Source organism: Novosphingobium sp., from assembly GCF_030699305.1.
Classification (GTDB): Bacteria; Pseudomonadota; Alphaproteobacteria; order Sphingomonadales; family Sphingomonadaceae; genus Novosphingobium.
The window spans coordinates 1-14,058 of record NZ_JAUYNB010000025.1; the positions used below are offsets into that span (position 1 = coordinate 1).

At 63.4% G+C, this 14,058-nt stretch carries 15 protein-coding genes; 9 read left to right on the forward strand and 6 right to left on the reverse strand.

The genetic code is table 11. The annotated features are described in order from the left end of the window. Nucleotides 1-164: 164 nt before the first annotated feature. From Q8Q53_RS10495 to Q8Q53_RS10510, 4 genes are all read right to left on the reverse strand, one after another. Complete coding sequence (locus Q8Q53_RS10495; RefSeq protein ID WP_305701726.1) at nt 165-440, reverse strand: hypothetical protein; 276 nt, start codon at nt 438-440, stop codon at nt 165-167. A gap of 50 nt (nt 441-490) precedes the next feature. Beyond that, entirely contained in the window at nt 491-1,537 is a 1,047-nt protein-coding gene (locus Q8Q53_RS10500; protein ID WP_305701727.1) for a nucleotidyl transferase AbiEii/AbiGii toxin family protein, read from the reverse strand. After that, nucleotides 1,530-2,138: a DUF6088 family protein gene (locus tag Q8Q53_RS10505; RefSeq protein ID WP_305701728.1), complete on the reverse strand. Its 609-nt coding sequence runs from the start codon at nt 2,136-2,138 to the stop codon at nt 1,530-1,532. Before Q8Q53_RS10505 ends, Q8Q53_RS10500 begins: the two co-directional genes overlap by 8 nt. Before the next feature lie 404 nt (nt 2,139-2,542). Then, complete coding sequence (locus tag Q8Q53_RS10510; protein WP_305701729.1) at nt 2,543-3,100, reverse strand: helix-turn-helix transcriptional regulator; 558 nt, start codon at nt 3,098-3,100, stop codon at nt 2,543-2,545. A gap of 422 nt (nt 3,101-3,522) precedes the next feature. On the opposite strand from Q8Q53_RS10510, the gene Q8Q53_RS10515 reads away from it, so the two are divergent. Together Q8Q53_RS10515 and Q8Q53_RS10520 are read left to right on the forward strand one after the other, a co-directional pair. Further along, nucleotides 3,523-4,566, forward strand: a complete 1,044-nt coding sequence (locus Q8Q53_RS10515; protein WP_305701730.1) for a DUF2493 domain-containing protein — start codon at nt 3,523-3,525, stop codon at nt 4,564-4,566. Between the two features lie 430 nt (nt 4,567-4,996). Next, on the forward strand, nt 4,997-5,308 hold the full coding sequence (locus Q8Q53_RS10520; RefSeq protein ID WP_010890953.1) for a hypothetical protein: 312 nt from the start codon (nt 4,997-4,999) through the stop codon (nt 5,306-5,308). 126 nt (nt 5,309-5,434) lie between these two features. Here Q8Q53_RS10520 and Q8Q53_RS10525 read toward each other — a convergent pair whose 3' ends face one another. Then, nucleotides 5,435-5,662, reverse strand: coding sequence for a hypothetical protein (locus tag Q8Q53_RS10525; protein WP_305701731.1), 228 nt, complete (start codon nt 5,660-5,662; stop codon nt 5,435-5,437). Between the two features lie 473 nt (nt 5,663-6,135). Between Q8Q53_RS10525 and Q8Q53_RS10530 the strand changes: the two genes are divergently transcribed. The 7 genes from Q8Q53_RS10530 to Q8Q53_RS10560 all read left to right on the forward strand — a co-directional run bounded on the left by Q8Q53_RS10530 (nt 6,136) and on the right by Q8Q53_RS10560 (nt 13,237). Then, a complete protein-coding gene (locus Q8Q53_RS10530) occupies nt 6,136-6,426 on the forward strand; it encodes a ribbon-helix-helix protein, CopG family (protein ID WP_293681014.1) in 291 nt (96 codons plus the stop codon). After that, nucleotides 6,413-8,764 (forward strand): type IV secretion system DNA-binding domain-containing protein, encoded by a 2,352-nt coding sequence (locus tag Q8Q53_RS10535; protein WP_305701732.1) that lies wholly within the window; start codon nt 6,413-6,415, stop codon nt 8,762-8,764. The genes Q8Q53_RS10530 and Q8Q53_RS10535 overlap by 14 nt, the downstream gene beginning before the upstream one ends. 3 nt (nt 8,765-8,767) lie before the next feature. Next, on the forward strand, nt 8,768-11,812 hold the full coding sequence (mobF, locus tag Q8Q53_RS10540) for a MobF family relaxase (RefSeq protein WP_305701733.1): 3,045 nt from the start codon (nt 8,768-8,770) through the stop codon (nt 11,810-11,812). 38 nt (nt 11,813-11,850) lie between these two features. Next, on the forward strand, nt 11,851-12,033 hold the full coding sequence (locus Q8Q53_RS10545) for a hypothetical protein (RefSeq protein ID WP_305701734.1): 183 nt from the start codon (nt 11,851-11,853) through the stop codon (nt 12,031-12,033). Between the two features lie 2 nt (nt 12,034-12,035). Further along, a complete protein-coding gene (locus Q8Q53_RS10550; RefSeq protein WP_010890958.1) occupies nt 12,036-12,239 on the forward strand; it encodes a hypothetical protein in 204 nt (67 codons plus the stop codon). Between the two features lie 18 nt (nt 12,240-12,257). Next, nucleotides 12,258-12,602, forward strand: coding sequence for a hypothetical protein (locus tag Q8Q53_RS10555; protein WP_305701735.1), 345 nt, complete (start codon nt 12,258-12,260; stop codon nt 12,600-12,602). A 437-nt stretch (nt 12,603-13,039) separates the two neighbouring features. After that, nucleotides 13,040-13,237, forward strand: coding sequence for a hypothetical protein (locus tag Q8Q53_RS10560; RefSeq protein ID WP_305701736.1), 198 nt, complete (start codon nt 13,040-13,042; stop codon nt 13,235-13,237). Nucleotides 13,238-13,244: 7 nt separating this feature from the next. Here Q8Q53_RS10560 and Q8Q53_RS10565 read toward each other — a convergent pair whose 3' ends face one another. Beyond that, nucleotides 13,245-14,015: a GntR family transcriptional regulator gene (locus tag Q8Q53_RS10565; RefSeq protein WP_305701737.1), complete on the reverse strand. Its 771-nt coding sequence runs from the start codon at nt 14,013-14,015 to the stop codon at nt 13,245-13,247. Nucleotides 14,016-14,058 lie beyond the last annotated feature (43 nt).

Consider the following 14,058-nt stretch of genomic DNA (forward strand, 5'->3'; position numbering starts at 1 on the left):
CACCGGCTCCATTACCGCCAGACCAGCGCACCAGCAGGGGCTACGCTGCACAAGATCGAAGGGTTCCGCGCAGCCCCTGCTGCATCAGACGGTGACATCTCTATCTGGTGGAAATAGTGTCTTTTCTAAATTGCAGGAACAGATTTTCACCCCAAGTAGAGATGTCACGGCTCAACATTTGCGGTGCCATTTGCTTGGTCGAGCAGGTCCATGAACGTGCGCGCCGCATCGCGGTCGCCCTCGTCCTTGAAAGCGATGTCTAGGTCGGGTGCCGAACCCAGCATGTAGAGCAGCGACCACATCGCGAACTTGCGGCCTTTGTCGGTCTCCAGACCGAACTCGACCAGCATTCGCTCGACGCCGCTGGCCATCGCTGCGGGCGAAACCGCTCCGAGATCATCGGTCCCGAAGAAGCGCCGCATCTGGTCGTCAAATTCCATCCAAGGCGTCTCCTCAACTCACGTATCGCCTTGCCGACTTGCCTTGCGGCCTAGCTGGCTGCGTTGATCCGCGCCTCTACATCCGCAAGGCGGGTTACCAGCTCCTCGAAGGAGGGCGGCTCCTCCATGAACATTTCGGCCATTGCGGCATAGTCCGCCGCCAGTTCCTCGCGCATCGCTTCGGTCACCGACAGCCGCAGCGTGCTGAGCTGCGCCGTCCCATACGAGGCCTTGGCATCGGCAAAGAGCAGGCTCTTGTTCCTGACAACCTGCTCCAGCAGTTCGCGCTGGGCCAAAGCCCGCTCGGTTACCCCGGCAGCGTCGAGCATGAACACATCATAGTAGTGGCGCGAAAGACCTGGTCGCAATTTACCGCTGTGATGCAGCGCATGGAGGATCGTCGCCTTCTCCCAGTAGGTCCTTTCAAGCGCCAGCGTCGGTACCGTCGTTGATGCATCGGGCACTTCGCCTGGGAAGTCCTCGGCGACATAGGGCAGAATGTCCCGCTGCTCGAATGGTTCAGGATCGCCCCTCGCCCCGAATTCGAGCTTGATCCGCGGCTGCACATAGCCGGTATGACCGCCATAATTAGCGCCATAGTCGAGGCCATATCCCGACGACGCTGGGTAGTTGAACAGGACGGTCTGCAGATCCCTGTCATCGGGATCGGCCTCGATGCTCCAGCCCTCGCGGGTGCCCAAGACCTCTTCGATTGCTTGCGCCAGCGTCGGCAACAGGATCATCGCAACCCATTCCTGCGCGGCAGCGCTGAGCGCTTTGCCGCGGCGTTCGCGTTCCTTGCCGCTGATCTCGCTGGCCATCGGCGAAGCGACCTCGCCGAGCAGCGGTGCAGCGCGATTGATGGTGAGATCGATGTCCTCGGAGAACCGCTTGATGATCCCGAATGCCTTGGAGAGCGAGGTCCCGCCCTTGAAGGTCAGAACCCCAGCCAGTTCGGGCACTCCCATCAGCCGGCGCAGGGTCCAGCAAACCCAGAAGTCCTTCTCGACGATGAGTGGTGTGAGATCGCGGCGCGCGGCTGCTTCGGCAAAGAAGGCCCGCCGCTCATCGGCAGGCCGCCGGGCGAACTCATCCATGGTGCGCCGCCCCGATCTTCAACACGACATCGCCCATCCACCCGGGCATCTGCACGCGGCCCTTGAGCAGTGCCTGCACGTCCTTGTCATCGAGTCGCGCAGCAAGCTGTGAAATCGCGTCGGCATCGACTTTGTCGCGGCCCAGTCCAGCCAGGTACTGGACGACGCCGTTGGCAGCGTCCGAGGCATTGCCCAGGACCGGTGCGCGGCTGTGTTTCAGCGTGACGCTTCGGCCAGCGGCCTTGCGCACGCGGGTTCGCCCTGTTGTCGCATAGCTCGATCTGGCAGGCACTTGGGTCGACAGGCCAAGCTGGTTGGCTGCTGCCGCTGCCGAGGGCGCGAGCCGGTCACCGCTTTGCGCCGAAACGGCCTGCGCGATCATCTCGGCATCGGGGGTCAGCGCGCCCAGCTTTTCGTGCAACTGCGGATAGTCGTAGAGGCCGCGCCCGATCCTGCGGATCTCGCCAGCCTGCGCGAGGCGCGACAGCGCCATATCGACCGAGCCGCGTGTGCCGAAGTCGATGAAGTGCTTGGGGGTGAAAACCCACCCCCGACCTTTCGCGCGAACGCGCTTCATGATCTTGTCGGCCATGGCGGACATGATTCGAGTGCTCCTTTCGTTAGAAACTAGCACACATATTTCTAACAAACCATACCATCGCAAAATCCTCCTCGAAGCCCATCATGATCATCATCACCGCCTGCCTGTCGATCATCAACGTCGGCGTTTCCGGCACCGGTGATGCTCAAGACCGGCGGGGTAGCCTACATCACAGGCCCAAACATGCGGAGCGGCCCTGTGGGGATTGTCGCACTCGGTCCCGCGCGCCCTTGCGGGCTGCGCTCCTGCGGGCGCGAAGTTCCTCGCATTGGGCCGCCGGCACTCTCGCCTACGCCTCCGTCGCCGTCCCGCGCCCGTGCGATGCACCGGGCCACAGGCCGACTGACCGTCTCCGGCAAGGGGTCCGTTTCTGGCGAGCGGAAGTATCGAGACTGCTATGCGCCCTACTGCAATTTGCCGATGTCTGGCGCTGATGGTTTGTCGGGGCACTGAAGGACCAGAAAGATCTCGAGCAGTCTCTCATTTGTCCCAATGAGCGCGCCGTTCATGAGCAAGATTTGCATCACCCTGTTCCAGCGATCGCTATCCATTTCCAGTGAGATGCCTTGGAGAATGGCCATTTCGATAAGCCGCTGTTTGATAGACTCTGCCTGCTGCCAGGCTCGCACGCGATATCGACTGGCGCCTTCGGCGCCCAAGGCAAGTTCATCGATACTCAGATCGCTCAGGCGTGCCGCTTCGCGAATGATTCGAAACGGGGGGTCTCTTCGCAGCGTCTCGTAAGTCAGCAATGTGCGCTTCGTACAGCCAAGAGCCTCAGCAAACTTGGCTTGGCTCAACCCCAGTTGCTTGCGCAAGTCGCGCAACCTCGTACCGAGAGGAACCTCTTCATCTGCAACAGCGGACTTCTGGAAAGCAGCATCACATGCTGCCGTCCCGGCAATTGGTATAGCCTTGCCAGAGGCGCTGCTCGCGCCAAGCGGGATCAGTTCGTTTTTCAATTTCAGACCCTTTCGAGAAAAGGCCTGATGAAGATTGCGCAAGGGCAAGTTAGGCAGTTGCGACCCACCTGACAAGACGAAGGTGAAGGACAGAGTTTTGCGGTTAACCCCGAACGCCCTGTCCCTTTCGGGCTCAGGGGTTCGGGGGCAAAACCGTAATCTCTCTCTCATCTCGGTGGCTGAGCGAAATCAGCATCGCCATAGCATGACGCCTGGGAGATTGGCGGCCGTCAAGGATCGCGGGTGCCCCCCAATTTTGGCCTGCGGCGCCTTACGGCTTGCGAGCAAAAATCGGCTCCCCCCGCGCCCGCTCTTCGCGGCGACAGCGCGCGCGCTGCCGTCCCTGACTGCCTGACTCCGGCGTCCTTCCGATGGGCATCTTTCATCAGTCCGATGAGAGACAATTCCTTTTGGAGGTTATCATGACGGACCGTTTCTCGAACTTCGCCGATCTTGCCGAACACTATGCGCGTGAAATCGCCACGCCCGACTACGCCCGGGCTTTCATGGAGCAGACCGAAATGGCCAAGCTTTCGATCGAACATGAGCCGAGCTCGGTGGAAATGCCCGACCCCGAGGTGGCGCAGGCGGCGATCGAGATGATGCTGGCAACGGTCTTCGACCTGTTCCGCGACACCCGGATGGAGGACTTCGCCAGCGAGGTCGCCTGGGGGATTGCCAACAGCTTCCATGTCGTCGCCAAGCGGCTCGATGACCGCGAGGATGCCATGGCCAACCGGCTCCAGGAGAAGCTGCGCGAATATGATCCGAGCGAGGTCTATGCAACCGACCTTGAGGATATCACCATGCAGGCCCGCAGTCTTGCCGAATGCCGTGACGCGATGGAGTGCATGCGCGACCATGCCGCCCGCATCTACCTTGTCGAAACCGGCCGGCCCTTCTCGCCGGTGCGCGGGTCTAGGGTGTCATCCAAGACCAATGCCTCGATGATCGAAGCGCGCGATTATCTCGCGGCACAGAAGGCGCAGCGGCGCGAGCAGTTCGCCCCCTCGGGTCCGGTCGTGGTGTTCTCGGGCGGACAGCAGTTCACCGACATCGCGCTGGTAGAAGACTACCTCGATGCGATCCACACCCGGGTGCCCTCGATGGCGCTGGCAACGACCGCCCAGAACAAGGGCGCGGACGTGATCGCGGCAGCCTGGGCATCGCGCCACAATGTGCCGGTGATCCTGTGCAAGCCCGACACCTCGCGGGGACCTTCGGCGCCCTATCAGCGCAATGCCCGCATGCTCGCCTTCAAGCCCGTCGAGGCGGTGGTGTGCAGCGGCGGCGGCATCCAGGCGAACCTCGCCGACCGACTGCGTGAGGCGCGCATTCCCCTTCATATCGTGCGCGATGCTTCGGCCCAGAACGAGGCTCCGGCGGCGCGGGCAAAGGCCCCGGCGCAGGCTGATCGCCCAGCAATGAAGCGCGTGGTGGGCGGCGACGATCTTCCGCCGTTCTGAGCGGGGCTCGTCCATCCAGATCAACCAGAAGGGTGTCCGGTTTCACCGCCGGATGCCCTTCTTTTTTGTCGATCGGGACGCACGCCATCATGGCCCGGCTCGCTCGCTTCTTGCCCCCGCCAGTAACGGCCTTGCGGCCTGCTGGCAGGGGCGCGAAGCCTTCGCATCGGCCGGGCAGGCAACACCCTTGCTTGGGGCGACCGGGGCGCTGACCAACAGAGTTAAAACTCTCGCAGATTTCCAAGTCTGATGGCCGCCATTGGCCCGCGTCAAGAAGGGCGGTTCCCCCAATTTTTCCGCCTGAAGAAGGCGAAAAAATCGGCTCCCCCACCCCCGCTGCGCGGCGGGCCGCGGGCGGCCCGTTCCTGACCCGGACCAAGCTCGGCCATCCCCGAGGAGACCTCTTCAATTCCTTTGACAGGAGGCTCACATGAACGCTCTTACCAAGACCCTCGACATCCCGGCTTTCGACCCCATCAGCTATGACGCCGCAGTACGCGCCGCCAGCATCCGGGCCCAGCACAGCTTCTTCGACCAGCACGTCATCGAGGACGAGTTCGGTTGCTTCCTAGCCATCGACGAAGGGGACTACAACGCCCTGCCCCAGGACCTGATCGACCGGATCGTCCATTCCGTCCCCGGCATGATGGCAGACGACTTCGACGAGGCGAACATCGCCCGGGCCGCAAGCTTCATGAGCGTGGTGATGGATCCCGAATGGGACGCGGATTGCCCTTTCTGAAATGACCATCGGCCGCAGCGCCGGAGGGCTCTGACGAGGGGCTCTCCGGCCCCCTTTTTTGTGCGTGTGATAAAGCACAGCCGGGGCATCGAACCCCGGCTGTGCTGGCCTTTTGCAAGGCCGGTTTCAGCTTGCCCGAAGGCGCTTCTCGGCTTCGTCCAGACCGAGCTTTCCGAGAGCGGCGAAGAAGCTTTCGACCCTCTCGAACGGCGCCTTGCCGAGAACCGATTTCTGCATCAGCTCAACGCTTGCCGCCCGCTCGCTATCGCGCAGTTTCGCCTCGCGCGTTTCCAGCGCTTGACGCTCCTTGGCGATTGCCTGTCTTTCGGCTTCGAGACTTCCTTTCCTGGCCATGATTGTACCTCTTGGGTTGGTGCTGAAACCTCCCGCGCGCGAGAATCGCCATTCTGGCAAACTTGGCAAGCCCCCCCGCCCTGTCCGCCCTGATTGGTGCTGCCGATGAGGGGCAAACCTGCGGCATCGGCATGCCGCTGACAGGCCGTGAAAGGCCCACCGGGATTCGGGCAAAATCACCAAAACCCACGACCCAACAAAGCTACGGGATCAAGGGGATGAGGTGCACACCCTACACGGCGGCCCGTAGTGGCGAAATGGCGGAAATGCGTACGTTTACAGGTGATGCGAAGTGATGCGCTTTGTAATACAGCAAGGTGCACCTCGCCGAACCCCCTGAATATCAGTGATTTGCGCGGTACTACAATGTAATACGCGGCCCTTCCGGGATGCCTTTGCTTGCCAAGCATTGGGGGATCGCCTAAAACAGGCATCGCGCAATTCCCGCCAGGCCCTTTCCGAAGGGTTTGGTGATGACAGAAACAGTTCTGATTACGGTCCGGCTTCCGCAAGCTTTGGCCGATGCTGCACAGGCTGCGGCAGCTGCAAAACAGGTCTCCCGTTCCAACCTCCTGCGAATCGCGCTGGAGCATTTCCTGGGCGCCGTTTCGGGCACCTCGGAACAGGACCGGCGCCGGCAGTTCTCGTCCGAATACCTCTTCCTAGTTGCCGACCTGATTGTGCAGCGCCAGTACCCCGACGTTCATACCGCGCTGATCACCGAAGCCGAGGCGCGGATGGAGGCGGTTTGTGCCGCGTCCTGACACCTGGTCGGACCGGGCGCGGCCGGGCAAACTCCAGCACCATTCGGCACGCGGAAACATGCCGCGCAATGCCGGCGACTTCACCCGCGGCTCGCAGCTGATCACCCACGAATTCATGATGTGGTTTGCCTCGGCGAAGATGCCGCTGCTGGTGTGGTTCTTCACCTTCCTGGTGGCGCTTTCGATCGTCCTCGCCCTGCTGCTCCACGAGCACGAAGTGCAGATGATCCTGATGCGGATCTACGCGACGGGCTGGAGCTTCATGGAGTTCAATCCGCGCAAGATCCTCAACCTCACCCTGCCCTCGGGCCGCGTGATTCCGGCGCCCGTTTCGATGATTGCCAGCCACCCCGATGTCGTCATCGCGTGGAACAAGCTGATGCGGGCAATCTGGGGATCGCTGTTCATCTCGCTGTTCGTTGCGGTGCCGATCGCGGTGTGGTTCGTCGACTTCTCCAAGCGGCGCGGCAAGTCGATCCTCGAAGAGCGCCACCAGCGCGGCGCGATGCTGGTCGATGGCCCCGAGCTCGCCGCAGTCATCAACGCCCACAACCGCGACATGCTCGACGCTGAAGTAGCCCATCAGCTACCCGGCAAGACGCTCCAGCAAGTCTTCGCCATGCCGCTTGTCGAGCGCAAGGCGGCGGGCATCCACCACGCCTATTCGGTGGCCGATGTGCCCTTTCCGTGGCGCACCGAGCAGGCCCACACGATCATGATCGGCTCGACCGGAACCGGCAAGACCACGCAGATGCGCGCGCTCATTGCGCAGATGCGGGTGCGGCGCGACCGGGCGGTCGTGTTCGACCTTACCGGTGCCTACGTCGAGGCGTTCTACAACCCCGAGACCGACACAATCCTCAACCCGATGGACGAGCGCTGCCCGAGTTGGTCTGTCTTCGCCGAAGCAAAGAACCACGCTGACTTCACCGGGATCGCCGCCGCCCTGCTTCCCGCCGACGGCGGGGGCGCCGAACCTTTCTGGATGCTGGCGGCGCGCACGCTGTTCGTCGAGACCTGCATCAAGCTCATCAAGCTAGGCGAGGCGACCAATCAGGCGCTTGCGAGCCGGTTGATGATGGCCGACCTCAAGGAAGTCCATAAGCTCCTCGAACACACCGTCGCCGACCCGCTGACCGCGCCCGAGGCGGCCAAGATGGCCGAGTCCATTCGCGCGGTGTTCAACACCAATGCCCAGGCCCTCCGGTTCCTCCCCGAAGGCAAGGAGTCGTTCTCGATAAGCGACTGGATCCGCGCCGAGGACAAGCCGGGCGCGATCCTGTTCATCACCTCCTCGCACAACGAACTGGTGCTCAACCGGGCGCTGCTGTCGCTCTGGATGAACCTTGCCGTTCATACGTTGATGCGCCTCCCGCGGACCCGGGACCTGCGCACCTGGTTCTTCTTCGACGAGGTCCACGCGCTCCACCGCCTGCCCGCGATCGAGGACGGCTTGCAGACCGCGCGCGGCTTTGGCGGAGCCTTCGTCCTCGGCATCCATTCGTTCGCGAAGCTTGCGGAAACCTACGGCAAGGAAGGCGCGCAGAACCTCGCTTCGCTGGCGCGCACCAAGCTGATCCTGGCGGCGGCTGATCGCGACACCGCCGAGCACTGCTCGGACTACATCGGTCACCGTGAAGTGCGGATGATGGATGAGGCCTACAGCTACGGATATTCCAACATCCGCGACGCCGCGACGATCACCCCGCGTTCGGAAGTGCAGCCGCTCGTCCTGCCCGATGACATCATGAAACTGCCCTCGCTCAGGGGCTTCCTCGTGTTCCCCGAAGGCTTCGATGCTGCCCGGATCAAGCTTACCTACAAGGACTATCCCAAGGTCGCCGAAGGTTATGTTCTGCGCCAGCATGTCGAGCCCATCGAATTCATGCGCGAGGCGCAAGGTGATGAGGCCGATGAGACGGGCGGCCGTGAAACCAAGGAAGAGCTCGAACTGGCCCGGGACACCGCGCCCGACGACGCCCTGAGGCAAGCCCGTGCGCCGACCCCCAAACAGGAAGAGCTGAACTTTCCGGTCGCACCGCCGGTCGGTCCCAGCGATCTCCCGGTGACGAGTCTGGGGCGCTCGATGATTGTCAGTCAGGCGATCGCTGGCAGCCCGTCCCAGTCCCAATCCCGCGAGTCTGAAGCTGTACCCAAGCCGGTCCAGCAATCGGCAAAGCCTGCCCCCCAACGTCAGTCGCAAGTCGCCCGTGAACTTGGCGAAGCGGTCGATGACCGGGGCCGCGATGGCCGAACTCGTGAGGGCGCAAGGGAAGCCGCGCTTGCCAAGGAAGCTGAACTGGATAGCCCCGCCACCGATGACGGACTGGAGATGTAGCCCATGCACTCCATCGCATCCGTCCGGTCGTCGAGCGGCGCTGCAGACTACTTCGCCAACGACAACTACTATTCAGCCGATGAACACGCGGAAGCGGGGGTCTGGGGCGGCGAGGGTGCGCGCGCACTCGGGCTTGAGGGCCAGGTCGAGCGGGATGCGTTCGAGGGCATCCTCAATGGTCGGCTGCCCGATGGCGACATGGTCGGGCAAGTCGAGGGGCGGCGCCTGGGTCTCGATCTCACTTTCTCGATGCCCAAGTCTGCGTCGATCCTGGCGCTCGTCAGCGGCGATCGGCGGATCATCGATGCCCACCTTGCCGCGGTCAAATCGACCATGTCGCATCTGGTCGAGAAGCAGTTCGCCGAGAGCCGAAACTACGAGCGCAGCCGCAGCGGCGAACCTCAGAAGACGGGCAACCTCGTCTATGCCCTGTTCGCCCATGACACGAGCCGCGCGCTCGATCCGCAGGGGCATATCCATGCCGTCGTCGCCAACCTGACCCGCGATCCCAAAGGCACCTGGAAGGCGCTGTGGAATGGCGAGATCTGGAAGAACAACACCACGATCGGCCAGTTCTACCACGCCGCCTTCCGCGCCCAGTTGCAGAAGCTCGGGTACGAGACCGAGGCCGCCGGCAAGCACGGCTCCTTCGAGATCAAGGGCGTTCCCGCCGAGGTCATCAAGGAGTTCAGCCAGCGCCGCGAAGACATTCTGACCAAGGTCGAAGAACTGGGAATTTCCTCGCCCAAGGGGCAAGACCGGGTCACCGTCAACACACGCGATCCCAAGCTTGCGGTCGAGGACCGGGCAGGCCTCATCCAATCCTGGCAAGATCGTTCGGCTGAGCTCGGTTTCGATGGCAAAGCACTGGTGGCCGAAGCCAAGGCACGGGCCGAAGTGCAGGCCCGGCCCACATTTCGCGAGACAGCCACGGCGGCAATCGGCGAAGTCGCCACCCGGATCAATGCGGCGTTGCGCACGCCGAGCCCGCTTGCAGTGAGCGGCGCGGCAGCGCTCTTCCTGCCTGCTGAAACCATCAAAGCCCAGCACGCCACCGCCTCGGCCATCCGCCACCTTTCCGAGCGCGAAGCCGCGTTTTCGCCGGAAGCGATTCTGTCGAGCGCGCTGGGGTTCCAGATCAAGGGGCTCGAGGGCGGCGCAGTGGTCCAGCGGATCGGCGAACTGGTGCGCGAGGGTTACTTGATCCCCGGAAAATCCGACCGGCTCGACGGACACTTCGACCTCGTGACCACGCCGGCGGCATTGGCGGTGGAACAGCGTATCCTCGATACGATCGAGAGGGGGCAAGGCCAGGGCCGCGCATTCATGCCGCCCGATGCGGCGATGGCGCGGCTGCAGGAGGCGGCGCGCGAACTGGGGCGCGAGCGCGCCGGGGTCGACACCTGGCAGTTGAATGAGGGCCAACTTGCCGCGGGCGTCGCGATCCTCTCCGGCACCGACCGTTTCCTCAATGTCCAGGGCGTCGCCGGTGCGGGCAAGTCCACCCTGCTCGGCGCGCTCGACAAGGTGCTGGCCGGCGAAGGGGCCAAGCTGGTCGGCCTCGCTTTCCAGAACAAGATGGTCGCCGATCTGCGAGGTGGCGGCGGCCACGGCATGTCGGCCGACCAGATGCGCGCGGCGGGGATAGAGGCCTATACGATCGCCCGGTTCCTCAGCACCTATGCCTCGGCTGCGGCAGCTGGGTCCGGCGAGCGGTTCGAGGCAGCCAAGGCAGCGCTCGCCAACACCGTCATCATCACCGACGAAAGTTCGATGGTCTCCTCGCGTGACATGCTGCGCCTGACCACGCTCGCCGAGCAGCTCGACCTCGCCAAGGCGCCGTTCATGGGTGATCGCCAGCAGCTCTCGGCGATCGAACAAGGCAAGATGTTCGCGGTGTCGCAAGCTTCCGGCCAGGCGACGGTGCGGATGGACGAGAACATCCGGCAGAAGAACTCTCCGCTCCTCCTCGCCGTTGCCGGGCTCTCGAATGAGGGCCATGCCGGCCTCGCGCTTGAATTGCTCGCGGCGCACGACCGCGTGATCGAGGCGGGACCCGACCATGTCGCGCGGGCCGCCGATCTGTGGTTGTCGCTGACGCCTGAGAAGCGCGAGGCGACCGCGATCTTCACCGCCGGGCGCGACGACCGCGCCGAGATCAACACGCGGGTTCAGGCGGGGCTGCTCAAGGAGGGCACGCTCACCGGGGCCGGCGTCGCTCTCACCACGCTGCAGAGCGCCAATGCGACGCGCGAAGAGCTGCGCTTTGCCTCGACCTACCGGACCGGCCAGATGGTCGAGGCGCGGATGGACGTGCGCGAGATTGGCCTCGGGCGCGGCGAATATCAGGTGAGCGAGGTGCGCAAGGACGGCAAGGTCGTGCTCGAGCGCGATGGCAAGCGCAAAGTCATCGATCCCGACCGGATCAACCCTGATCACCGTTTCGACCGGCTCGGGCTCTACGAGCAGAAGCAGATCAGGATCCATGACGGCGAGACCGTGTTGTGGCGCGACAAAGACGCGGGCCGCGACATCGCCAAGTCGACCTACGCCACCGTGCTTGAAGCCCGCGCAGAAGGAATCCGCGTTGAGCTGGCCGACAAGCGCCAACTGGTTCTGGCGCCGGGCGATCCGATGCTGCGGCGTCTCGACCTTGGCTATGCGCTCAATGCCCACATGGCGCAGGGGATGACCAAGCCCGAGGCGATCGAGGTGATCTCGTCTGCCCAGCGCAATCTCGCGACCCAGCGCACGCAGAACGTTCTCAATACGCGCGCGACCGACGACATGGTTGTCGTCACCAACAACCTCGATTCCCTGAAGCAGCAGCTCGACCGCACCCCCGGCAACAAGACCTCCGCGCTCGAAGTGACCGGAAAGGTCGAGGTGGAGCCGCGCCATGCCAATCCGATCGATAACCGGCAAGTGCCCGAACTCAGGATGAGCCCGGAGCTCAAGGCCAAACTGGATGCGGTGCTGGGACCTGCGCCGCAAGCCCCGATGCGCCAGCTTCCCGTCCCCGAAAAATCGCTTGGGCTCGACCTGTGAGGGCGCGGCTCACCTTTTCGGCTGAGGCTGCAGGCCGCGTGTTCGACCGCGCCCATGTCACCCTCGTCTGGCTCGCGGTCCTGGTCTTCTTGTCTTCCGAGCCGTCGGTGCGCGGCCTGGCCATCGCGGCGATGATCGCGGTGGCCCTAGCCGCCAGCATTGTCGCCTGCCTTGCGCAGCGCGGCCCCCCTCACCCCTCGGCCCCGCATCCTGGAGACTGACAATGGCCTATGAACATGACGAAATCGGCGACTTTGCCAGCGAGCGCGATGCGCAGGACTGGGCCGAACGCAACAACATCGATCCATCCGATCTCCACTTCCGCGCCCGCGGCAAGCGGGGTGTCACCCTGAGCGTGCGCCGGTCGGCGCTCGGGGATTCATCGCAAGCCGACCTCTCGTTCGGTCGGCGTACCGGCTTTTTCTGAAAACAAAGGAGACTGAAGATGAAGCGTTGTTTCTGCCTGATTGCGGCCATGCTCACCGCCGCGGCCACCCCTGCCCTGGCCTCTGAGGCAAGCCTGTCGACGCCACCTGCGCTCGCCGCTGCCCAGCGATCGGCTGATCACCAGGCGATGACCGAGCAGGTCCGGCAAGGTCTGGCCCGGATGCGCGAGGAGCTGGAGGCGCGCAAGCGCGCAGCCAAGCAAGGCACCCCGGCCGCCCAGCATGAAGCCAATGGTCTGTGCTGGGACTGCCCAGACAAGGACGCCGAGGCACACCGCCATTCCGTCAGCGAACACCGCAAGGCCGACTGCCCCGAGTGCATCAGCCAAGTGATCTACGCCTGACGGGGTGCGGCGCGGTCCGGGTCACCTCCCACCGGACCGCGCCGTCTTCCCGCCGACAATTCCGGCTGCATTTTGGCGATGAGCCGGTGCCCGATGGTCTCGAGGGACAGGTCAGCGTTTGCGGCAAGATCGTTCAGCCCGATCGGATCGATGTCGAGTTCTGCACGCCGCTGGACGGAGATTGATTACATGCGGTCCGTAAAGTTGGACCGTCGGTGCAGCTTTCTGGAACGCAAAGGCTTAAGTCGAACACTATGATTTAGAGGTGGCGAAATTGATTTCGCGCAGTCAAACCGCTTGCTGTTACGGGCACCTACCTAACTCGCACCATTTCAGAGCCATTATTCTGCAAATTTGCCTCGTGTAATATTGACAGATTCCTGCATTTGAACAATCGTTTGCGTCGATGATGGGCTTCGGGGGTTGCCTGGATGCGAATGCAGCGACTGCTGATCGATCGAAGCACGCTCGACCTGATCGCCGCCGATGGCCAGGAGTTCCTGAACGTGCTCAATGCCGCCGGCCTTCATCAGGCTTCGGCCATGATGTTGGGCGTGATGGAGCAGTTGCAGGCCGACCGAGCGAACCTGCCGGATGAGCGCGGTGAGGCCGCGCATTCCCCCCAGGCTACCTGAGACCGGCCTACTTGAGTTTGCCCGCCGGCACGCCGAACGGGATGGCCCGGCCGTCGGCCCCGGCTTCACGTGTCCCCTGTCCGTAGATCCTGCCGTCCAATTCAAAGGTCGGCGCGAACCGGACAATTGTCGCCACGTCGGCTGCCTCCAGACCCGCCAAGGCCTCGATCGCAGCGAGCACACTCTCGCGCGAGGAATAGATGTCCTCGCGCATCAACAGTCGTGCCATCGAGGCCGAGCGTTCACCAATCGCGGCGGCAATCTTCTGGTGCATCCGGAAGGACTGTTCGGCATCGTCGGCCCGCTGCGACCAGGCAATCCGGCGATGGAGAGCGTTGGGTAGGACCATGCGGGCTATGTCGGGGATCTGCGGAATGCGGGACATGCGCATCACTTCGATGTGGAAGCGCAGGTTCTCGAGGACCACGCGTTCAAGCGCATCAGGATCGCCGCTCGATGGTTCGCTGGCCTCCGCCGCCATCGCGCCCAGCAATGAAATCTCGGCAGCGGTTGCACGCTCTGCGGCTCGGTGTGCGGCCAAACCCTCGTAACTGGCGCGCATCTCGAAGAGGTCCTCGACCTCTTCACGGCCCCAGGTGCGAACGGCAAATTCGCTTCGCCCTTGACGGGTGAGGTAGCCTTCATGGGTGAGAGCGCCCAGCACTTCAGCTACCGCTACCGGGCGGCTCGCATACACTTCGGCCACGTCCGCCTTCGCAATCACCTGTCCGGGCAGATAGCGCGCGGACAGGACCCCGAACCTGATTTCGAGGAACATGAGTTCAGAAAGAGACTGCGCTATGGTCAATCGACCTCCCTTG

What these genes read in the sequence shown, in the direction of transcription:
- Q8Q53_RS10495 (WP_305701726.1), bottom strand. Translation starts at nt 440, where the DNA reads ATGGAATTTGACGACCAGATGCGGCGCTTCTTCGGGACCGATGATCTC.
- Q8Q53_RS10500 (WP_305701727.1), bottom strand. Translation starts at nt 1,537, where the DNA reads ATGGATGAGTTCGCCCGGCGGCCTGCCGATGAGCGGCGGGCCTTCTTT.
- Q8Q53_RS10505 (WP_305701728.1), bottom strand. Translation starts at nt 2,138, where the DNA reads ATGTCCGCCATGGCCGACAAGATCATGAAGCGCGTTCGCGCGAAAGGT.
- Q8Q53_RS10515 (WP_305701730.1), top strand. Translation starts at nt 3,523, where the DNA reads ATGACGGACCGTTTCTCGAACTTCGCCGATCTTGCCGAACACTATGCG.
- Q8Q53_RS10520 (WP_010890953.1), top strand. Translation starts at nt 4,997, where the DNA reads ATGAACGCTCTTACCAAGACCCTCGACATCCCGGCTTTCGACCCCATC.
- Q8Q53_RS10525 (WP_305701731.1), bottom strand. Translation starts at nt 5,662, where the DNA reads ATGGCCAGGAAAGGAAGTCTCGAAGCCGAAAGACAGGCAATCGCCAAG.
- Q8Q53_RS10530 (WP_293681014.1), top strand. Translation starts at nt 6,136, where the DNA reads ATGACAGAAACAGTTCTGATTACGGTCCGGCTTCCGCAAGCTTTGGCC.
- mobF (WP_305701733.1), top strand. Translation starts at nt 8,768, where the DNA reads ATGCACTCCATCGCATCCGTCCGGTCGTCGAGCGGCGCTGCAGACTAC.
- Q8Q53_RS10550 (WP_010890958.1), top strand. Translation starts at nt 12,036, where the DNA reads ATGGCCTATGAACATGACGAAATCGGCGACTTTGCCAGCGAGCGCGAT.
- Q8Q53_RS10555 (WP_305701735.1), top strand. Translation starts at nt 12,258, where the DNA reads ATGAAGCGTTGTTTCTGCCTGATTGCGGCCATGCTCACCGCCGCGGCC.
- Q8Q53_RS10560 (WP_305701736.1), top strand. Translation starts at nt 13,040, where the DNA reads ATGCAGCGACTGCTGATCGATCGAAGCACGCTCGACCTGATCGCCGCC.
- Q8Q53_RS10565 (WP_305701737.1), bottom strand. Translation starts at nt 14,015, where the DNA reads ATGTTCCTCGAAATCAGGTTCGGGGTCCTGTCCGCGCGCTATCTGCCC.